This window comes from Streptomyces sp. NPDC044044, from assembly GCF_056434405.1.
This window is the reverse complement of record NZ_JBWKFG010000006.1, coordinates 330,638-351,235: the sequence shown is the minus strand read 5'-3', so window position 1 is coordinate 351,235 and position 20,598 is coordinate 330,638. Positions and strand designations below refer to the sequence as shown.

The 20,598-nt window shown below is 70.3% G+C and carries 17 protein-coding genes; 7 read left to right on the top strand and 10 right to left on the bottom strand.

Features of this window, described 5'->3' with window-relative positions; genetic code table 11:
* Window positions 1-11 precede the first annotated feature (11 nt).
* Entirely contained in the window at window positions 12-1,100 is a 1,089-nt protein-coding gene (locus AC07AG_RS24100) for an AI-2E family transporter (RefSeq protein WP_478757534.1), read from the top strand.
* Here AC07AG_RS24100 and AC07AG_RS24095 read toward each other — a convergent pair.
* On the bottom strand, window positions 1,031-3,241 hold the full coding sequence (locus AC07AG_RS24095; protein ID WP_478757532.1) for a SpoIIE family protein phosphatase: 2,211 nt from the start codon (window positions 3,239-3,241) through the stop codon (window positions 1,031-1,033). The two genes, AC07AG_RS24100 and AC07AG_RS24095, sit on opposite strands and share 70 nt — an antisense overlap.
* Window positions 3,242-3,405: 164 nt before the next feature.
* Between AC07AG_RS24095 and aspS the strand changes: the two genes are divergently transcribed.
* The 3 genes from aspS (at window position 3,406) to AC07AG_RS24080 (ending at window position 7,701) form a co-directional block, all read left to right on the top strand.
* Complete coding sequence (gene aspS, locus AC07AG_RS24090) at window positions 3,406-5,190, top strand: aspartate--tRNA ligase (RefSeq protein ID WP_478757531.1); 1,785 nt, start codon at window positions 3,406-3,408, stop codon at window positions 5,188-5,190.
* A 237-nt stretch (window positions 5,191-5,427) separates the two neighbouring features.
* Window positions 5,428-6,333, top strand: a complete 906-nt coding sequence (locus AC07AG_RS24085; protein ID WP_478757917.1) for an intradiol ring-cleavage dioxygenase — start codon at window positions 5,428-5,430, stop codon at window positions 6,331-6,333.
* Window positions 6,334-6,507: 174 nt separating this feature from the next.
* Window positions 6,508-7,701, top strand: a complete 1,194-nt coding sequence (locus AC07AG_RS24080) for a serine hydrolase domain-containing protein (RefSeq protein ID WP_478757529.1) — start codon at window positions 6,508-6,510, stop codon at window positions 7,699-7,701.
* 31 nt (window positions 7,702-7,732) lie between these two features.
* Here the strand turns inward: AC07AG_RS24080 and AC07AG_RS24075 are convergent, their stop codons facing one another.
* Together AC07AG_RS24075 and AC07AG_RS24070 are read right to left on the bottom strand one after the other, a co-directional pair.
* Window positions 7,733-8,299 (bottom strand): DinB family protein, encoded by a 567-nt coding sequence (locus AC07AG_RS24075; RefSeq protein ID WP_478757527.1) that lies wholly within the window; start codon window positions 8,297-8,299, stop codon window positions 7,733-7,735.
* A 36-nt stretch (window positions 8,300-8,335) separates the two neighbouring features.
* On the bottom strand, window positions 8,336-9,247 hold the full coding sequence (locus AC07AG_RS24070; RefSeq protein WP_478757525.1) for an NAD(P)-dependent oxidoreductase: 912 nt from the start codon (window positions 9,245-9,247) through the stop codon (window positions 8,336-8,338).
* Between the two features lie 104 nt (window positions 9,248-9,351).
* Here AC07AG_RS24070 and AC07AG_RS24065 point away from each other — a divergent pair, with 104 nt between their 5' ends.
* The gene (locus AC07AG_RS24065; protein ID WP_478757523.1) at window positions 9,352-9,963 is read left to right on the top strand and encodes a TetR/AcrR family transcriptional regulator; all 612 of its coding nucleotides are present in this window, start codon (window positions 9,352-9,354) and stop codon (window positions 9,961-9,963) included.
* A gap of 85 nt (window positions 9,964-10,048) precedes the next feature.
* On the opposite strand, the gene AC07AG_RS24060 is transcribed toward AC07AG_RS24065, so the two are convergent.
* The 3 genes from AC07AG_RS24060 to AC07AG_RS24050 form a co-directional block, all read right to left on the bottom strand.
* Entirely contained in the window at window positions 10,049-10,234 is a 186-nt protein-coding gene (locus AC07AG_RS24060; protein ID WP_478757521.1) for a hypothetical protein, read from the bottom strand.
* A 188-nt stretch (window positions 10,235-10,422) separates the two neighbouring features.
* On the bottom strand, window positions 10,423-12,057 hold the full coding sequence (metG, locus tag AC07AG_RS24055) for a methionine--tRNA ligase (RefSeq protein WP_478757519.1): 1,635 nt from the start codon (window positions 12,055-12,057) through the stop codon (window positions 10,423-10,425).
* 94 nt (window positions 12,058-12,151) lie between these two features.
* Window positions 12,152-13,666 carry a VWA domain-containing protein gene (locus tag AC07AG_RS24050; protein WP_478757518.1) on the bottom strand — a complete coding sequence of 505 codons (1,515 nt, stop codon included), beginning with the start codon at window positions 13,664-13,666 and terminating at the stop codon, window positions 12,152-12,154.
* Between the two features lie 356 nt (window positions 13,667-14,022).
* Between AC07AG_RS24050 and AC07AG_RS24045 the strand changes: the two genes are divergently transcribed.
* Window positions 14,023-16,119 carry a PhoX family protein gene (locus AC07AG_RS24045; protein WP_478757517.1) on the top strand — a complete coding sequence of 699 codons (2,097 nt, stop codon included), beginning with the start codon at window positions 14,023-14,025 and terminating at the stop codon, window positions 16,117-16,119.
* Window positions 16,120-16,211: 92 nt separating this feature from the next.
* On the opposite strand, the gene AC07AG_RS24040 is transcribed toward AC07AG_RS24045, so the two are convergent.
* Both AC07AG_RS24040 and AC07AG_RS24035 read right to left on the bottom strand, forming a co-directional pair.
* Window positions 16,212-17,387, bottom strand: a complete 1,176-nt coding sequence (locus tag AC07AG_RS24040) for a hypothetical protein (protein WP_478757515.1) — start codon at window positions 17,385-17,387, stop codon at window positions 16,212-16,214.
* A gap of 236 nt (window positions 17,388-17,623) precedes the next feature.
* The gene (locus tag AC07AG_RS24035) at window positions 17,624-18,562 is read right to left on the bottom strand and encodes a LysR family transcriptional regulator (RefSeq protein WP_478757513.1); all 939 of its coding nucleotides are present in this window, start codon (window positions 18,560-18,562) and stop codon (window positions 17,624-17,626) included.
* Window positions 18,563-18,782: 220 nt separating this feature from the next.
* On the opposite strand from AC07AG_RS24035, the gene snpA reads away from it, so the two are divergent.
* Window positions 18,783-19,448 (top strand): snapalysin, encoded by a 666-nt coding sequence (gene snpA / locus AC07AG_RS24030; RefSeq protein WP_249588804.1) that lies wholly within the window; start codon window positions 18,783-18,785, stop codon window positions 19,446-19,448.
* A 104-nt stretch (window positions 19,449-19,552) separates the two neighbouring features.
* On the opposite strand, the gene AC07AG_RS24025 is transcribed toward snpA, so the two are convergent.
* Window positions 19,553-19,945, bottom strand: a complete 393-nt coding sequence (locus AC07AG_RS24025; protein ID WP_478757511.1) for a hypothetical protein — start codon at window positions 19,943-19,945, stop codon at window positions 19,553-19,555.
* 97 nt (window positions 19,946-20,042) lie between these two features.
* Window positions 20,043-20,483: an SH3 domain-containing protein gene (locus AC07AG_RS24020; protein WP_478757509.1), complete on the bottom strand. Its 441-nt coding sequence runs from the start codon at window positions 20,481-20,483 to the stop codon at window positions 20,043-20,045.
* Window positions 20,484-20,598 lie beyond the last annotated feature (115 nt).

The window sequence follows — 20,598 nt, the reverse complement described above, 5'->3', positions numbered from 1 at the left end:
CGGGTAGGAGGGTGAGCACCCTTCTGCCCGAGCCCGCACGGCGCACCGCCGCCTGGTGCGCCGTCCTCCTGCTCGTCACCGGCGTGGCAGCCGTGGCGATCTGGCTCGTCGTCATCTTCAAGACGGCCGTCACACCGGTGCTGCTCGCCCTGCTCGGCACGGCGCTCCTGGGTCCCGTCTACCGCTGGCTCCTGAAGATGAAGGTGCAGCGCTCACTGGCCGCGGGTCTCACCTGTGCGGTCGTCCTCGCGGTGGTCGGCGGCGCGATGTACATCGTGGTCAAGGCGCTGATCGACACCGGCGACCAGATCGTCGCCTCCCTGAAGCAGGCCGCCACCGACCTCTCCGAGCACTTCGGCGCCGCGGGGACGTCCCTGGACGACATGGCGTCCAACGCCAAGGACCTGCTCGGCAAGTTCGGCGGATCCGCCGCGTCCGGAGTGATCAGCGGGCTCAGCGTCGTCGGCGAGATGATCGCCATGGCCGTCCTCGCGCTCCTTCTCGTCTTCTTCTTCCTGCGCGACTCCGACCGGGCCATGGGCTCCATGCGCTCGCTCGCCCCGCGCGGCACCGCCGACACCGTCGAGGCGATGGGCCGGCGCGCCTTCGAGGCCGTCGAGGGCTTCATGCGCGGCACCACGTTCATCGCGCTCATCGACGCCATCTGCATCACCGTCGGTCTTCTGATCCTGCGGGTGCCGGGGGCGTGGGGGCTCGGCGCGCTCGTCTTCATCGGCGCCTACATCCCGTATCTGGGCGCGTTCATCTCCGGCGCCGTCGCCGTCCTGGTCGCGCTCGCCGACCGCGGGGTGATCATCGCGCTGTGGGCGCTCGGTGTCGTACTCGCCGTGCAGGTCCTCGAAGGGCACGTGCTGCAGCCGGTGATCCAGTCGCGGACCGTGCAGATGCACCCGGCGGTCGTCATGCTGGCGATCACCGCGGGGGCCTCCGTGGCGGGGATCTTGGGGATGCTCCTCGCGGTGCCGGTGACGGCGGCGGCCTTCGGGGTGATCTCCGAGCTTCGGGAACGCTATCCGGCGGGCTCGGCCGGGCCGGACGCCTCCGAGGGCCCAGTGGAGGGCTCCGCGGCCCCCTCGTAGAGCTCGAACCAGATGCTCTTGCCCTCGCCCCTCGGGTCCACCCCCCACTCGTCGGCGAGCAGCTCCATCAGGACCAACCCCCGCCCGGACGACGCCAGTTCACCGGGGTGGCGCTTGTGCGGCAGGTCGTCGCTGCCGTCCGAGACCTCGGCCCGCAGCCGGCGCGAGCCCGGCTCCCCGATGACCTCGGCGACGAGCAGCGCGTCGCCGTCCGTGTGCACCAGTACGTTCGTGATCATCTCGGAGACCATCAGGACCGCCGAGTCGACCTGGTCGGCGACCGCCCAGTCGTGCAGCAGCTCCCGCACATGGCGCCGCGCCCCCGCGATCCGCTCCGGCTCGGCCTGCGCGACCGTCAGGACGGTGCGGCGTGCGGGCGTGCGGTGGGCGGGGTGGGCGGCCCTGCGCAGCAGCAGGACCGCTATGTCGTCCTCGCGGCGGTCCACGAGGGACCCCGTGGTGTGGTGCGACGAGGGGCCGTGCACGGCCTGTACGAGGGTGTCGGCGAGCTCTTCCAGGCCGTCGTCGTCCCCGTCGCCCCCGTGCTCCTCCAGGATCGTGCGGATCCGCTTCCAGCCGCTGTCCAGGTCGTGGCCGCCGGTCTCGATGAGGCCGTCGGTGCAGACCAGCATCGTCTCGCCGGACTCCAGGACGAGGCGGGTCGTGGGGTAGTCCGCGTCCGGGTCGATGCCCAGCGGCAGACCGCCCGCCGTGGGGCGCAGCAGGACCGTTCCGTCGCTCATCCGTATCGCGGGCTCAGGGTGGCCCGCGCGGGCGATCTCCAGGACGCCGGTGGCCGGGTCCGCCTCCACGTAGAGGCAGGTCGCGAAGCGCGGGTCGGAGGGGTCGCCGCCGGCGTCGCCGTCCGAGCCGATCGCGATGCCGTCCGTGATCCCCGAGAGGAAGCGGGTCGCCCGGGAGAGCACGGCGTCCGGGCGGTGGCCCTCGGAGGCATATGCGCGCAGGGCGATCCGCAGCTGCCCCATCAGGCCCGCCGCGCGCACGTCGTGCCCCTGGACGTCGCCGATGACGAAGGCGATGCGGCCGTTGGGCAGCGGGATCATGTCGTACCAGTCGCCGCCCACCTGGAGCCCGCCGCCGGTCGGCACATACCGCGCGGCCACGCTCATCCCCGGGATGCGCGGCCCGAGCAGCGGCAGCATCGAGCGCTGGAGACCCTCCGTCAGCTCCCGCTCCGACTCGGCGACCCCGGCCCGCGACAGGGCCTGGGCCAGCATCCTGGCCACCGTCGTCAGGACGGAGCGCTCGTCCGGCGTGAAGGAGACGGGGTAGGCGAAGGCGGCGAGCCAGGCGCCCATCGTGCGGCCCGCGACGGTCAGCGGCAAGAACGCCCACGACTGCCGCTCGAAGGGCTGGGCCAGCGGCCAGGTGGCGGGATAGCGGCGGTGGTACTCCTCGGGCGAGGAGAGATAGACCGCGCGGCCCGTGCGGACCACCTCGGCGGCCGGATAGTCCGTGTCCAGGGGCATCGCCGAGAAGGGCAGGTCGTCCCCCGGCTGGTGCCCGTGGTGCCCGATGACCTTGAGCCGGTCGCCCTCGACCCCGAAGACACCGAGTCCGTCCGGCGAGAACCCCGGCATGGAGAGCCCGCTCGCGACCCGGAGCACCTCCTCCGTCGACCTCGCCTCGGCGAGCGCGCGCCCGGCATCCAGCAGGAACGCCTCGCGGGAGCGCCGCCAGTCGCCGGTGACCGGGCTGCGGGCGGCGGCGCCCGGCGGGGGCTCGGTGACCTCCTGCAGGGTGCCGATGAGCTCGTACGAGTGCGAGGCCTGGTCCACGATCGGCTTGGAGCGGCTGCGCACGATGCGCAGGACACGGCGCCCCTGCTCGTCCATGATCCGCAGACGGGCCTCGGCCAGGGTGCCCTCGGCGACGGCGAGCTGGACGATGCCGTCGATCTCGTTCCAGTCGACGGGGTGGAAGCGGGAGCGCACGCCCGCCTCGGTGAGCGTCTGGGCCCGCGGGGGAAGCCCGAGGAGCCGGGCCGCCTCGGCGTCGAGCGTGACGGTGCCGGCCGCGTTGTCCCAGCGCCACAGGCCGGTCGCGATGGCGGCGAGGACGTCCCGCACGGGAGGCAGGGGTTCGTCCCCCGCCTGTTGCAGGGGATCGTCGGTGCGCATTGACCCACTTTAGGAAGATCGATGGACAAGTCGCCACCGCCGGGGGTGGCGGGAGGCGCCCCCGGGGTGATCCGCGCAGTAATCCGGAAAGCGATCTCCGCCCGGACGGTAGCCTTGGGGACTGTCTGCTCTCTCCCCTATTCGCGAAGACTGGATGAACGAAGATGCATCGGTACAGGTCCCACACCTGCGGCGAGCTCCGCGCCTCTGACGTCGGCTCCGACGTCCGGCTGAGCGGCTGGCTGCACAATCGCCGAGACCTGGGTGGCATCCTCTTCATCGATCTGCGCGACCACTACGGAATCACGCAGCTGGTGGCCCGCCCCGGCACCAAGGCCGCCGAGGTCCTGGACAAGCTCTCCAAGGAGACGGTCGTCCGGGTCGACGGCAAGGCCGTATCGCGCGGCGCGGACAACGTGAACCCCGAGCTGCCCACCGGCGAGATCGAGATCGAGGCCGCCGAGGTCGAGGTGCTCGGCACCGCGGCCCCGCTGCCCTTCACGGTCAACGCGGACGACGGCGTGAACGAAGAGCGGCGCCTTGAGTACCGCTTCCTGGACCTGCGCCGCGAGCGCATGCACCGCAACATCATGCTGCGCTCGTCCGTGATCGCCTCGATCCGCTCGAAGATGGTGGCCCTCGGCTTCAACGAGATGGCGACGCCGATCCTCGCCGCGACGTCCCCCGAGGGCGCCCGCGACTTCGTCGTGCCCTCCCGCCTGAACCCGGGCAAGTTCTACGCCCTGCCGCAGGCCCCGCAGCAGTTCAAGCAGCTGCTCATGATCTCGGGCTTCGACCGCTACTTCCAGATCGCGCCGTGCTTCCGCGACGAGGACGCGCGCGCCGACCGCTCGCCGGGCGAGTTCTACCAGCTCGACGTCGAGATGAGCTTCGTGGAGCAGGAAGACGTCTTCCAGCCCATCGAGAAGCTGATGACGGAGATCTTCACGGAGTTCGGCAACGGCCGCGAGGTCACGTCGCCGTTCCCGCGCATCCCGTTCCGCGAGTCGATGCTGAAGTACGGCAACGACAAGCCGGACCTGCGCGCGAAGCTCGAACTGCACGACATCACGGACATCTTCGCCGACTCGGACTTCAAGGCGTTCGCGGGCAAGCACGTCCGCGCGCTGCCGGTCCCGGACACGGCGTCGCAGTCCCGCAAGTTCTTCGACGGCCTCGGTGACTACGCGGTCGAGCAGGGCGCGAAGGGCCTTGCCTGGGTGCGCGTGGCCGAGGACGGCTCGCTGACCGGACCGATCGCGAAGTTCCTGACGGAGGCGAACGTCCAGGAGCTGACGAAGCGCCTCGGCCTGGAGGCGGGCCACGCGGTCTTCTTCGGCGCGGGCGAGTTCGAAGAGGTCTCCAAGATCATGTCGGCCGTCCGTGTGGAGGCGGCCAAGCGCGCGGGCCACTTCGAGGAGGGCGTCTTCCGCTTCTGCTGGATCGTCGACTTCCCGATGTACGAGAAGGACGAGGACACCGGCAAGATCGACTTCTCCCACAACCCCTTCTCGATGCCCCAGGGCGGCATGAAGGACCTGGAGGAGAAGGACCCGCTGGACATCCTCGCCTGGCAGTACGACATCGTCTGCAACGGCATCGAGCTGTCCTCCGGCGCCATCCGTAACCACGAGCCCGAGGTCATGCTCAAGGCCTTCGAGATCGCGGGCTACGCGCGCGAGACGGTCGAGCAGGAGTTCGCGGGCATGCTCCGCGCCTTCCGCCTCGGCGCCCCGCCGCACGGCGGCATCGCCCCCGGCGTCGACCGCATCGTCATGCTCCTCGCGGACGAGCCGAACATCCGCGAGACGATCGCGTTCCCGCTGAACGGCAACGCGCAGGACCTCATGATGGGCGCGCCCTCCGAGCTGGAGGAGTCGCGGCTGCGCGAGCTGAACATCTCGCTGCGCAAGCCGGTCGCCTCCGGCAAGGGCGAGACGGACAAGTAGCGCAAGCAGTCCAAGCAGTCCAAGCAGTCCACATAGCTCAAGGGGCTCAAGTAGCCCTGGTAGCTGGTGAGTCGGGCCCGGAACCACTTTGGTTCCGGGCCCTCTTGCTGTGCGTGGGCACAGCAGGCGCACACGCTCCTGACAGGCGGGGTGCCTAGCGTCCGGGGCATGACAGAGAAGAGCGATGCTCAGCCGTTCGACGGCGAGAAGCCCCAAGTCCCGGCGCACAAACGGAACATGACGCGCCGTAAGGTCGTGCTCGCGGCCGGGGCCGCGGTGGCGGCGATGGGCGTGGGCGGGGCGGTGGCGGCGAGTGCGTCAGCGGAGGGAGCGGCGGGGGCGGAAGGAACGGCGGGAGCGGACGCCGCGGCCTCCGGTGCATCGGCCGAGGAGACGTGCTACCGCCTGACCGGCGAGACGACCGAGGGTCCGTACTACATCGACGCGGACAAGATCCGGAAGGACATCACGGAGGACAGGGAGGGCATTCCCTTCACCCTGCGCCTCAAGGTGATCGACTCCGACACGTGCAAGCCCTTGAAGCGGGCGGCGGTGGACATCTGGCACTGCGACGCGCTGGGGATCTACTCCGGGTACGAGTCCATGAGCGGTGGAGGCGGCACCCCGCCGACCGGGACGCCCACCGGCGCACCGACCGGGACGCCGACCGGGACGCCCACCGGGACCCCGCCCTCCGGCGGTCCGGGCGGTGGCGGAGGCGGCCACCAGGAGCCGACGGACGACGAGCGCTACCTGCGGGGTACGCAACTCACGGACAACCACGGCTACGTGGAGTTCAGGACGGTCTTCCCCGGCTGGTACCAGGGCCGTGCCGTGCACATCCACACCAAGGTCCACGTGGGCGGCAAGATGACGGACTCGGGCTACGAGGGCGGCCACGCCTGCCACACGGGCCAGTTCTTCTTCGCGGAGACGGCGGTCCTCGCCTCCGCCGAGGTGGCCCCGTACTCCACGAGCACGACGGAACGCACGACGCTGGACGAGGACACGATCTACGGCGGGGGCGGCACGCAGGACGGCCTCCTCGAGCTGAAGTACCGCAAGGGCCACATCGGGAAGGGTGTCGTCGGGTCGATCACGATGGGCGTGGACCCGGACGAGACGCACGACGGGACGTCGTAGCGGGGCGGTGGAGCGAGCTCAGGACCGGGGCGGGCCTGGCCCCCGAAGGGGCCGGGGGTTACCCCGAGATCGCATGGGCCCGGTGTCCGGATGGAGCAGTGGATCTTGGGAGCGCACGCTGGACGCGTCCGGTTTTCCGATGCGGCCAAGCAGGTCGCGCAGGGGAGTTCACCCATGTCTGCTCGTCCTCAGAAGCTCTCGCGTGTCCAGGCGGCGTCACCCTCGAGGCCGCGGCGGACCGCCGCGGCGGTGGCGGTGACGGCCGCCGCGCTGGCCGTGGCCGGCACGTTGCCCGCGTCCGCCGCGCCGTCGCACGGTTCCCGTGATGACCTGCGCAAGGGCATGGAGCGTCTGGTCACCGAGGACAAGTTTCCCGCCGCTCTGGCCGCCACCGTCGACCGCGACGGGCGTGCCCGCAACTACACCGCCGGTGTCGGGGACTTGAGGACGGGGGCGAAGGTGCCGGTGGACGGGCAGGTGCGGGCGGGCAGCAACACCAAGACGTTCACCGCCACCGTCGTCCTCCAACTGGTCGGCGAGGGCAAGGTCGACCTCGACGCCCCCGTGGACGACTACCTGCCCGGCCTGCTGCGGGGCGAGGGCATCGACGGCCGTGACATCAAGGTCCGCCAGCTGCTCCAGCACACCAGCGGGTTGCCCAACTACTCCGACCACATTCTGGAGGACGTCTTCGGCAAGGGCCGTCACACGTACTACCAGCCCCGGGATCTGCTCGACATCGCGCTGGCGCACAAGGCGCAGTTCGCCCCCGGGAAGAGCTGGGCGTACAACAACACCAACTACATAGTGGCGGGCATGATCATTGAGAAGGTCACAAAGCGGCCGCTGGCCGAGCAGATCACCGAGCGGGTCATCGACCGCGCCGGGCTGCGCCGCACCTACTTCCCCGACGTGGGCGAGGAGGGCATCCGCGGAGCCCACCCCCAGGGATACCACGCCGCGAAGCCCGGGGCGCCGCTGAAGAACCGTACGGAGCTCGACCCCTCCTGGGGATGGTCCGCCGGGCAGCTGATCTCCACCCCCAGCGACCTGAACCGCTTCTTCTCCGCCCTGATCGGCGGCAAGCTGCTCAAGCCCGCACAGCTCGCGCAGATGCGCACCACGGTCGAGATCCCCGACAGCCCCGTCAAGGGGACCGGCTACGGCCTTGGCCTGATCAGCACACCCCTGAGCTGCGGCGGAGTGGCGTGGGGGCACGGCGGTGACATCCCCGGATACCACTCGCTGCCCGGCGTCACCGATGACGGCCGCGCCGCCACGGTCGTCGTCACCGCCGACTGGGCGCCCACCGCGAAGGGCTTCACGAACGCCGACGCTCTCGTCGACACCGCCCTGTGCAAGAAGTGACGTCCGCCGCGCCGCCGAGCCGCCGAGCTGTCTACATCCCCGTCGACCCGTCGATCCGCTCCCTCAGCAGATCCGCGTGACCGTTGTGCCGCGCGTACTCCGCGATCATGTCGATCAGGATCCTGCGCAGCGAGATCGGCTCACCCGTGGATCTGCGGACGCCCGTCACGTCCAGCGACTCCGTCGCCGCCACGATCCGGCGCGAGTGCTCGCACTCCTCGTGCCACACCGCGAACGCCTCCCCGGCGTCGCCGGCCAGGTCGTCGAAGTCCTGGTCCGGGTCGTCGTCGGAGTAGTACAGCAACGGGACCTCCTCGCCCGTCAGTTGGATGCGGAACCACCAGCGCTCCGCCCCCGCCAGATGCCGCACCAGGCCGTGCAGCGACAGCCCGGACGGCGTGAGCGCGCGCTCCGACAGCTGCTCCCGCGTCAGGCCCTGGCACTTGAGCTCGAAGGTCGCCCGGTGCCAGTCCAGGGATGTCGTCAGGGCTTCCCGCTCGCCGCCCGTGTCCGGCAGGGGCTCGCGGGTGTCCTCGCTCCAACGGGGCGCGTAGTGGAGGGGAGTTGGCGCCATCGGGTCGCCGCCGGTGTCAGTCATGCGGGCGAGTCTGGCAGGGGCCACTGACAGTCGCCGTCAGGCCGTGGGCGCCTTCTGCCCCAGCAGTTCCACGATGCTGGAGAAGCTGTCGGCCGCGTGGCCCGCCTCCATTCCGCGCCGGAACAGGTCGGCCACCGCCCTCGGCAGCGCGGCGTCCACGCCCGAGTCGGTGTGGGTGTCCACCACGTGTTCCATGCTGGCCAGGCCCATGGCGAGGCGGTCCACGTCTCCCTCGTGGTTGCCCGCATCGATGCGGGGCGCGTAGAAGGAGAGGAACTCCGGCATTCCGGTCATGTTCTGCGATGCGTACGGGAGGATGTCCGTCGCCGACAGGCCGTTGGCCTTGGCCAGCGCGACGGCGTACCAGTAGCTGGAGACACTCGTCCAGAAGATGACCATGTTCAGCTGGTACATCAGCGCCGCGAGGCCCGCGTCATCGCCCCGGTAGTCCGTCTCGCCCGTCAGCACCTCAAGGGTCGCCCGGTGCTTGTCGTACGCCTCGCGCGGGCCGCTGTAGAAGGTGGAGGACTCCGGCTTCCCGATGCCGTGGGGCGGGGCGAGTACGCCGCCCGTGAGGTGGGCGGCACCGTGCCCGGCGGCCCACTTCGCCGCCTCGCGGGCCTTCTCCGGGGTGTCCGAGCTGAGGTTGACGATCACTCGGCCGGAAAGGGCCGCTGCCGCCGGTTCGAGGACCGCGTACACCGCGTCGTAGTCCGTGAGGCTCAGGATCACCAACTCGTTGGCGGCGACGGCCTCCTCGGGGGTGGCGGCGCGTATCGCGCCGCGCTCCACCAGGTCGTCCGCGCGGGACGCGGTGCGGTTCCAGAGCGTGACCTGGTGGCCCTTGTCGAGCAGGGCCGTGGCCATCGCACGGCCCATGGGGCCGAGGCCGATGAGGGAGACAGGGGTGACAGGGGTGACAGGGGCGGCGGCAGGGGTGGTGTTCACGTACGTCCTCCTGGTCTAGAACGAGCGCTCTATCTAGAGCACGGGGAGAACGTAGCACGCCTCTGGAACGAACGCTCTAATTAGTTGGGGGGTACGCTGGCCGCATGGCTCAGACCACCTCGACCCCCGGCCCTGGCGCGGGCGCGACGACCGGCACCCGCGACCGCATCGTCATCGCCGCCGCACGGCTGCTGCAGCGCCAGGGGTACGTCGGCACCGGCATCAAGCAGATCGCGAAGGACGCGGAGGCCACGCTCGGCTCCGTCTACCACTTCTTCCCCGGCGGGAAGGAGGCCGTGGCGGTGGCCGCGATCACGTACAGCGGCGAGGAGTTCGCCGAGATGCTGCGCGAGGGCCTGGCCACCGCCGATGACCCCGGCGCCGCGATCGAGGCCTGCGCCGCGGAACTGGCCGTGGGGCTGCGGGAGTCGGGCTGGATCGACGGCTGCCCCGTCACCGCCGCCGCCCTGGAGACGCTGGGCACGGAATCGGAGATCCAGCGGGTGTGCGCGACCGCGCTGAAGAGCTGGGAGCGCCTGGTCGAGGCGAAGCTGCTCGGCCACGGCTTCGGCGCGGCGGACGCGCGGGAAGTGGCGACGACCGTGATCAGTGCCCTGGAGGGCGCCGAGGTGACCGCCCAGGTCAACCGCAGCGAGGAGCCGCTACGGGCCGCGGGGCGTCAGCTGGCGCGGCTCGTGGGGTCGTACGAGGTCTGAGCGGTGGCTGCGGGGCGCTGGTCCCGCGGTGGGTGAAAGCGGTGGGTGAAAGATGCCGCGGTTGTTGAATCCCGTCGCGGTCGGCTCAAACGGCCGGCGTGTGCGTCGCCGCCGCTGCCGTCGCCTCGGCCCACTCGGCCACGAGCTTCTCGTACTCCAGGTGTTGCTCGGGGCGGAGATACCCGCCCGTGCGCAGCCAGAGCGCGCGTATCTCCTCGTTCACCTCGGCCGCTGAGCGCGGCCGGTCGGGGGTGTCGGGAGTCGTGGTCATACAGTGAAGCGTACGTACGAAGATGTGAAGACGGCGTGAGTTCTGGTCGAATGTGATCGGTATCGCTATTTGACCCGCATGAATCAGCCAAGTTGGGCAAGATGAAGGGGCCCGCGAGTTCAATCGCGAGCCCCTTCAGCGCAGTTCGAGACGGACGGTCCGACCGATCGGGCGGACATTCCGACCGGTTATGACTGCTTTGTCTCCTCAAGGCGCGGGAACAGCACCGCGCCCTTCGTCACCGTCGCACCCACCGGCAGCTGACCCCACGTGCCCGCGTCCTGGACCTTCTGCTCGGCGAGCGCGCCCAGCGAGGGCTCGGCGCCGAGCGACTCCCAGAGCTTCTGCGAGGTCTCCGGCATGATCGAGTTCAGCAGGACGGCCACCGCGCGCAGCGACTCCGCCGCCGTGTAGAGGATCGTCGCCAGGCGGGCCTGGCCCTCCGGCGACTCGTCCTTGGCCACCTTCCACGGCTCCTGCTCCGTGATGTAGCCGTTGACCTGCTTGACGAAGGCGAAGACCGCCAGGATGCCGGCCTGGAAGTCCAGCTCCTCGCCGATCTTCAGGTCGGCCGCGGCGACCGCCTGGGCCAGACCTTCCTGAACCGCCTGCTCCGCGGCACCGACCGCCGTCGCCTCGGGAAGCGCGCCGCCGAAGTACTTGCCGACCATGGCGGCCACGCGCGAGGCGAGGTTTCCGTAGTCGTTCGCGAGTTCGCTTGTGTAGCGGGCGGTGAAGTCCTCCCACGAGAACGAGCCGTCCTGGCCGAACGCGATGGCGCGCAGGAAGTACCAGCGGTACGCGTCGACGCCGAAGTGCGAGGTGAGGTCCTGCGGCTTGATGCCCGTCAGGTTCGACTTCGACATCTTCTCGCCGCCGACCATCAGCCAGCCGTTCGCCGCGATGCGGCCCGGCAGCGGCAGACCCTGCGCCATCAGCATCGCGGGCCAGATGACCGCGTGGAAGCGGAGGATGTCCTTGCCGACCAGGTGCACGTCGGCGGGGAAGGTTGTCTTGAACTTTTCCTCGTCCGCGCCGTAGCCGACGGCCGTCGCGTAGTTGAGGAGGGCGTCGACCCAGACGTAGATCACGTGCTTGTCGTCCCACGGGACCTTGACGCCCCAGTCGAACGTCGAGCGCGAGATCGAAAGGTCCTGCAGGCCCTGCTTGACGAAGTTCACGACCTCGTTGCGCGCCGACTCGGGCTGGATGAAGTCCGGGTTCGCCGCGTAGTGCTCAAGGAGCTTCGGGCCGTACTCGCTGAGCTTGAAGAAGTAGTTCTCCTCCTTGAGGAGCTCCACCGGCTTCTTGTGGATGGGGCAGAGCTTCTGCCCCGCGAACTCGCCGCCGGCCTCGCCGTCGATCAGGTCGCCGGGGAGCTTGTACTCCTCGCAGCCCACGCAGTACGGGCCCTCATAGCCGCCCTTGTAGATCTCGCCCTTCTCGTAGAGATCCTGGACGAACTCCTGGACGCGGTCCGTGTGGCGCTTCTCCGTGGTGCGGATGAAGTCGTCGTGTCCGATGTTCAGGTGCTCCCAGAGAGGCCGCCAGGCCTCGTCCACGAGCTTGTCGCACCACTCCTGGGGCGTGACGTTGTTCGCCTCGGCAGTGCGCATGATCTTCTGACCGTGCTCGTCCGTGCCGGTGAGGTACCACACCTTCTCGCCGCGCTGACGGTGCCAGCGCGTGAGCACGTCCCCTGCAACGGTCGTGTAGGCGTGGCCCAGGTGAGGAGCGTCGTTGACGTAGTAAATGGGGGTCGACACGTAAAACGCCTTTGCGCCTTCGCTCGTCCCCTGCTTCTCGGATCCAGTGGCCGCCATGGTCGAAATCCTAACGGCCCCGGAGGGGGCGGTTCACCTCGATTCCAGGGGGTGGACCCCGGAGGGTCCACCCCCTGGGGCCCACCCCGTGGGGTTACGGGCGCCAGGCTGCGAGCAGGCCCTCGTACAGCTCCGCGTCCGTGAGCTCGCGGGGGGCGGGGCCCGCGTGGAAGAAGGCGGCGTTGTCCGCCTTCAGCTTGCGGAGGTAGTCGAAGCCCTTCGCCTCGTGCTCGCCGAACGCGACGAACTGGAAGAAGAGGGGGTGCTTGGCCGCGTCCGCGAGGGCCTGGTTGGCCGGGCCCTTGGCGTCCGGGGGGCCGTCCGTCTGGAAGACGACGAGGGCGGGGCTCCCCTTGTGCTCCGACTTCTCGTAGTGGGACACGACCTCTTCGATCGCGCGGTGGTAGCTGGTGCGGCCCATGCGGCCCGCTGCCGCGTGCAGCTCGTCGATGCGGCCCTCGTGCTCGGGGAGGGTGAGGGTGCCGGTGCCATCGATCTCGGTGGAGAAGAAGACGACGTGGACGGTTGCCTCGGGGTCGGTGTGCGCCGCCAGGGCGAGGACCTGCTCGCCCAGGCTCTGGGCGGAGCCGTCCTTGTAGTACGAGCGCATGGATCCGGAGCGGTCGAGTACGAGGTAGACCGGGGCGCGGACTCCGGTGAGGTCCCTCTTCTGCAGGGCGGCTGCTGCTGCCTTGTACGCGGCGGCGAGGGCTGGCTGCGCCAGGGCTGCGGCGGAGTCCTCTTCCCCCGAAGCCGCGGGTGCCCCAGCGGTGTCATCGGCCCCCTGCGGCTCCGGCTCCGCCGAGGTCACGAGTACTTCCGCCGCTTCATCGGCACCCGGCGTCAAGGGCTGTGCGGCGGACGACTCGTCGACCGGCTCGGCTGCCGGTTCAGGCTCTGCGGGGGCTTCCTGGTCCGGCTTCGGCTCTGCTTCTGCCTCCGCCTCGGCGGCGGAGGTGACGGCCTCGGCTGCAGGCTCAGGCTCTGCGGGGGCTTCCTGTTGTGGGCAATCGTCCCGCTCGGCGGGACGGGTGGGCACAACTGACGGTTCCGGGTCAGCGGCGTCGGCGACAACCGGGTCGGGCTCGGCCTCGGGCTCCGGGGCGGCGGTTTCAGCCTCGGGCTCCTCGGCGGCAGCCGCAGCTTCCGGCTCCGGGGCGACGGGCTCGGCCTCGGGCTCCTGGGCGGCAGCCGCAGCCTCGGGCTCCGGGGCGACGGTTTCAGCCTCGGGCTCCTCGGCGGCAGCCGCAGCTTCCGGCTCCGGGGCGACGGGCTCGGCGTCCGGCTCCGGGGCGGCGGGCTCAGTCTCCGGCTCCTCGGCGGCAGCCGCAGGCTCAGGAGCCAGGTCCGGCTCCGGCGAAGGTGCCGGCACCGTCACGCGGTCCCGGTCGAACGCCGCGGCGACGAGATCGTCCACCGCCGAAGGCGAAGGCTCGGACGACGGCGCCGGAACCGTCGGCTTCGGCTCGGCCGCCGGAGGCACCCGCTCGGACGAGGGCGCCGGAACCGTCGCAGAGGTCGCAGCCTCCGGGGTCTCCGGCTTCTCCGGGGTCTCCGAGGTCTCCAGGGACTCCGGCGCACCCGGGGTCTCCGGAGCCTCCGGGGTCACTGCCTCAGGCTCCGGAGCCTGCTCCCCCTTGCGTGACGACCGTCCGAACGCATTCCGCAGGACACTCAGAATGCCCATGGGTGCACCCCTTCGCGTGAGTTGATTCCCGATAACCCCTGGCCAGGGCGGACACGTAAGGTTAGCCGCCGCGATACGCGATCTTCGTGAGGGTCGCCCCACCACCCCTCCACCATCACCCTTACCGCGCACACGCACCCCAACTGCCCTATGTGCGCCCCCGGTTCACCTCCCGTTCACTCTCAGGCCGTCGCCCTGCCGACCTCCGCGCCTAGCGTTCCGGCGGAATCAAGCCACGCCGAGACACGTGCCACACACGTCCACACAACGGAGGAACCGTGCGCAAGCTGCTGCCGATCATCACCTCGCATCAGGGGAGCGGCGGCCGTTCCGCCATGACCTGCCGGTTCCGTTGTGGTGATGCCTGCTTCCACGAGGTGCCCAACACCAGTGACAACGAGTACGTCGGCGACGTCATAGCCGGAGCGCTCAGCCGCCGCTCCATGATGCGCGCCGCCGCGGTCGTGACCGTGGCGACCGCCGCGGGCAGCGCCGTCATCGCGGGCCCCGCCGCCCCGGAGGCGGAAGCCGCCGCCGCGGCCCGGAAACCCCCGTCGCACAAGAGCAAAAAGGGGGCGCGCGGTCTCCGCTTCACGCCCGTCGCGCCCAACACCACCGACTCCGTGACGATCCCGGACGGTTACGCCCAGAACGTCGTCATCCGCTGGGGCGAGCCCATCCTCCGCGGCGCCCCCGCCTTCGACGCGGACAAGCAGACCGCGAAGGCGCAGGCGGGTCAGTTCGGGTACAACAACGACTTCCTGAGCCTCCTGCCGCTGCACCGCGAGCGCGGGCGTCAGGTCCTCGTGGCCAACCACGAGTACACCGACGAGATCCTGATGTTCAAGGGATACGACGCCGCGAACCCCACCCGCGAGCAGGTCGAGATCGCCTGGGCCGCCCACGGCCTCTCCGTCGTGGTCGTCGAGGAGGAGCACAGGAGCGGAAAGCTGAGCGCCGTCAGCCGCCACCAGCTCAACCGCCGCCTCACCGCCACCAGCGAGTTCCGGCTCACGGGCCCCGCCGCGGGCAGCGAGTACGTCCGTACGAAGGCCGACCCGCGCGGCACCAAGGTCCTCGGCACTCTCAACAACTGCGCGGGCGGCACCACCCCGTGGGGCACGACACTGCACGGCGAGGAGAACTTCAACCAGTACTTCGCCAACGCGGAGAAGGTCACCGAGCCCACCGCCGCCGCTCGCCTCAAGCGCTACGGCGTCATCGGCGCCGCGTCCGAGAGGAAGTGGGAGCGGTTCGACGACCGCTTCGACCTCGCCAAGGAGCCCAACGAGGCCAACCGCTTCGGCTGGGTCGTCGAACTCGACCCGTACGACCCCGAATCGACCCCGCGCAAGCGCACCGCGCTCGGCCGCTTCAAGCACGAGGCCGCGCAGCCGCGCCTCACGCACGACGGCCGACCCGTCGTCTACATGGGCGACGACGAGAAGTTCGACTACTTCTACAAGTTCGTCAGCAGCAAGCGCGTCGCCAAGGGCACGTCCCGCGCCGCGCACGAGCACAACCTCACGCTGCTCGACGAGGGCACGCTGTACGTCGCCAAGCTGACCGGCGACTCCCCGGCCGCCGAGATCGACGGCACCGGCAAGCTCCCCGCGGACGGCGAGTTCGACGGCAGCGGCGTCTGGATCCCGCTCGCCACCGCGGGCCCCAAGGGCCACGCCGTCTCGCACGTCGACGGCATGACCGCCGAAGAGGTGTACGTCTTCACGCGCCAGGCCGGTGACAAGGTCGGCGCCACCAAGATGGACCGCCCCGAGGACATCGAGCCCTCCCCGTACACCGGCAAGGTCTATGTCGCGCTCACGAACAACTCCGACCGCGGCAAGGCGGGCAAGGCCGGTGCCGACGAGGCCAACCCGCGCAACCTCAACAAGCACGGGCAGATCCTGGAGCTGACCGAGCGCCGCAACCGGCCCGAGTCGACCACCTTCGCCTGGTCGCTCTTCCTCGTCGCGGGCGACCCCGAGGACCCGGCCACGTACTTCGCGGGCTTCCCGAAGGACAAGGTCAGCCCGATCTCCTGCCCGGACAACGTCGCCTTCGACCCGCACGGCAACCTGTGGATCTCGACGGACGGCAACCAACTCGGCTCGCACGACGGGCTGTTCGGTGTCGCGACCAAGGGCGACCGGCGCGGTGAGCTCAAGCAGTTCCTGACCATGCCGAAGGGCGCGGAGACCTGCGGCCCGCTGGTCCAGGACCGCCGGGTGCTCGTCTCCGTGCAGCACCCGGGCGAGGTCGACGGCGCGTCCGTGGAGAAGCCCGCGAGCGCATGGCCCGACGGGGCCGGGAAGATCGTCCGGCCGTCGGTCGTCTCCGTCTGGCGCAAGGACGGCTGCGACATCGGCGTCTGAGGGCCGGCCCTTTCGACCCTTTCGGTGCGTACGACGATGGGGCACCCCGCAGGCCCGGGGTGCCCCATCGTCGTACCGCCGCTTCCGCGCGCTCAGTTGTTCTGCTTGCGGCGGTACACCGCGAAGCCGAGGCCCGCCGCGCCCAGCGCCGCCATGCCGCCGCCCGCCGCTATCAGCGGGGTGCTCTCGCCGGCCGGGTGCACGTCCTCGGCGCCTGCCTTGACACCGCCCTTGGGGACGACAGTGGAGCCCGTACCGGTGCCGGTGCCGGAGCCGGTCTTGTGCTGCGGCTGCGGCTTCGGCTGCGGCTTGTGGTTCGGGCCGGTCTTGCCCTCGACCCAGGACTTGATAGTGCCGTCGGGGCGGAGGATGACGTGCAGACCGTTGTTCTCGCCGGTCGCGGCCTTGCCGTTGGCGTCGAGGGTGTCGAGCTTCACGCCCTTGGCGTAGATGTCGGCCTGGTAGTGGTGCTGGCCGAGCTTGTAGATCTTGGCCGTGGAGCCGTCGGCCAGCTTGGCGGTGCGGACGTAGACCCGCTTGTCGACGGGCTGCGGCTTGGGCTTGGGGGCCGCCTTCTTGCTGATGGTGCCGTCGGCGGAGAGCGTGAAGGTGCAGCCGTCGATCTTGGTGCTCGACGGGTTGATGTAGGCCTTCAGGGAGCCCTTGACGGACTTGTTGAGGTAGATCTCGGCCTTGGCGCTGCGCGCGGACGCATTCACGTCGACCTTCGCGGACCAGCCGTGACCGAGGTCGGTGACGCCCTTGGAGACCCAGCCGCCGGGGACGGGCTTGTCCTTGTCCTTGTCCTTGTCCACGAGCTTGGCGGTGACCGTGCCGTCGGGGGTCAGGGTGAAGGTGTTGCCGTCGATGGTGGTGCTCGCGGACTTCTCGTACGCGGTGAGCGAGCCCTTGGCGGCGCCGTCGAGGGAGATCGCGGCCTTGGCGGTGCGTGCGGACGCGTTCACGTCGACCTTCGCCGACCAGCCCTTGCCGAGGTCGGTCGTGCCCTTCGACTCCCAGCTGCCCGGCTTCGGCGTCTCGTCGTCCGTCTGCTTGTCCTGGCCTTGGTCCTGCCCCTGATCCTGGTCCTTGGACTTGTCCTGGCCCGTCTGGTCCTGACCGGTCTGGTCGCCCGGGGCGACCTGGCCCTGCGGGTTCGGGTTCGACGGGGCGTCGGCGGCGAAGGCCGCCGTCGTCGGGACGGCGAGAGCGGCGATCGCTCCGGTGGCGATGGCGGCGGTGCGGAAGGTACGGCGGGTGGCGCGCATAGCGGATCCCTTGTGACTGGTCGGTCGGTCGAACTGTCCGTCTTTGTGCCTCTTTGCGGCGGCGACAGACATGAAGCTACGGGCGCTGTGTGTGCGTCATCCGTAGAGAACGTAACAACCGGCCGGATACGCCGACCCAGTACCGTAAAGCAGGCAAAAGTGCAGGTCAGAGGTGGTGTGGCCAAAGGTCACCAGTTGCCGGGACCTAGGTCACGCCAGGCGCCCCGAGCGCCGCGTCACGCCGCCGTCGCCTGCCCCGCGAGCCACTCCCCATAGGCGGGCGCCTGGCGCGCCGCCTCCCAGTACGCGGCCTCAAGATCCCCGTACACCGCGTCGAGCTCCCCCTCCGTGCGGGCCGCCACGAGCAGCCGCACGCCGAGCGGGTCGCCGTGCAGCGGCCGGACCGCCATGTCGGGTCTCGCGCGCGAGGTCGGCTGGCAGACGGTGACGACCTCGCCGGTGGCGACGAGGGACGACGCGGTGAGGTAATCCCCGTGCAGGACACGGGGGTTGAGTCCGGCCGCGCGGAGCACCCGCAGCAGCCCGTCCCACTCGCCGTCCACCGTCGGGTCCACCATCCACCGGTCGGCGGCGAGGTCGGTGAGGTGGACGACGGGCTGCGCGGCGGCCGGGTGGTCGGCCGGGAGGAAGACGAACTGCGGCTCACGCTCGACCAGGACGCGCCGCCGCAGCCCCTCCGGGAGCCGCAGCGGACTCCCCTCCACCTCGTGCACGAAGGCCACGTCGAGCTGGCCGCCCGCGACCATGCGCAGCAGCGCGTTGGCGGAGACGTCCATCTGGAGCGAGGTCTCGGTGCCGGGCAGGCGCAGCCGCAGCCGCCGCAGCCAGCCCGGTATGGCACGGCTTGCCGTGGATCCGATGCGCAGCTGCGGGCTCTCGGACACCCGGGCTGCCGCCGCCTTGGTCTCGTTGACCAGCGCGCGCATCTCGCTGACGAGGGGGCGGGCGCGGCTGAGGGCGAGACGGCCGAGCGGGGTCGGGCGGCAGCCGGTGCGTTCGCGGGCGAAGAGCTGGCCGCCGACCTCCTGCTCGATGCGGCGCAGCTGAGTCGTCAACGACGGCTGGCTCATGCCGAGTTGGCGCGCGGCCTTGTGCAGGCTGCCGGTGTCGGCGATGGCGCACAGCGCGCGGAGGTGCCTCACCTCGAGCTCCATGGCTGTGAGCGTAGAGCGGTGGGCGTCGGCGCACCAGACTCACAAACCCCACGGGAACCGCCTGAGTTGGGCACGGACGCAACCGCCCGGAAGGTTGGCGAAGGGCAGGCGATAGCTCGGTGCTATCGCCACTTGCCATCATCCCTGGACGCCCCTGGCTCCCCGACACTCCCGGTACCGAACCGTTCACCTTTCACAGAACGAGTAGGGAGCCCCCCACATGAACAAGCGTTACCTGTCGGTCGCGGCCGTCATCGGCCTCGCTGCCGCCGGTCTCGGCACGACATCGGCGACGGCCGCGACCCCCACCGCGCCGTCCGTCAACTCCGCGTACGCCAACTACGCGGGCTCCGGCGAGGAAGCCGCGGCCAACAAGGCGTTCTTCGAGGCCGTCCTGAAGTCGGTCGCCGAGAAGCGCGCGGCCAACCCCGGCGCGAAGCAGGTCACGGTGGTGTACGACGCCTCCGGTGCCCCGACCTTCGCCCAGCAGATAGCCAGCAGTACCTCCATCTGGAACAGCGCGGTGTCCAATGTGAAGCTCCAGGAGGGGAGTGGCGGTGCGAGCTTCGAGTACCGCGAGGGGAATGACCCGCGTGGCTCGTACGCCAGCACGGACGGCCACGGCAGCGGGTACATCTTCCTGGACTACGCGCAGAACCAGCAGTACGACTCGACGCGTGTGACCGCGCACGAGACGGGTCACGTCCTCGGCCTTCCTGACCACTACGAAGGCCCGTGCAGCGAGCTGATGTCCGGCGGCGGACCGGGCACTTCGTGCACCAACTCGCAGCCGGACGCGAACGAGCGTGCCCAGGTGGACCAGCTGTGGGCCAACGGTCTCGCGAAGGCGCTGGACAAGCTGGACAGACTGGAGAAGGTCGGCTGATCCGGCCCCTCTTCACCCACTGTGCCCATCAGCGCGCTCGACGCTGATGGGCACAGTGGCGTTCAGGGGCGGTTGCCGTACGGAAGGCGGAAGGGAGAAGGGGGCTACTCGCTCGTGTAGTAGCGGTAGAACGTCAGCGCGAACGCGCCACCCGCCACCGGGAGCGCCATGAAGACGGACCGCAGGATGGTCGCGTCGGTCAGGCTGTAGAGATAGCCGAACGCGACGCCGGCGAAGGTCGCCCAGGCCGCGGCGCGCAGCTCGCGGGGGAGCCGGGGCGCGGCCCGGCGCAGCCCCATGTAGGCGGCGCCGACGATGACACCGGCGACCACGCCGAGCAGGACGTTGCCCGCGGTGATGGCGCCCGCGTCGCGTGCGATGCCCGCCGCCCAGATGCCGTAGACGACGGCGAGGAGCACGGCTGTCGTCGCGATCCTCGAGGCGGGGGATCCGCCGAGCACGCGGGGTGCCGCTGAGGTGGATGCCACGTGAGCCATGACGGTTCCTCCTGACGCGTTCGCCCCCGGGCGGGCGCTTCACACCCGCCCCACATCAAGAGCACACCCGCCCGCGCCGACCGGCAACTCGGCGGCTTCAGTGGTAGCGGTTGTAGCCGCCCTGGCACGTGTCCCAGCACGGCTTGTACTCCTTGCACGGGTCTGCGGACGCGCAGCTCGGCACGTGCTGACCGCCGACATCGACGTACGCGGCGCTCGCCCAGCCCTGCACTCCGCCCAGCCAGTACCAGGACGTGTCGCCCCAGACGCTCGTACCCTGCGTCACGCACTCGACGCGGTCCTGGCTCTCCGCGGGCAGCTTCGCGACGATCGTGGCGCTGGTGGACGGCATGTCCCGGATCTTCAGGTCGACGGGGGCGACGATCGTCCCCCAGATCGCGTGGTGGTTGTGCGTGGGTGGTGCGGCGGCGGATGCTGGTGAAGCACCTCCGAGGGACAGCGCACCTGCGGTCAGGAACGCTGCGGCGAGAGTTCCCAGGGCGGCCGGAGTAGTCCTCAGGGCCGGAGTGGTCCGCATGATCGACCTCCTCTTTCCCCTCTTCCAGCAAACACCCGTTCGGGCTAGTGCTCCACCGGACGATGAGTTTCAGCCGCGGGGGCGGTCTGCCCTCGTAACGGACGACCACAGACGT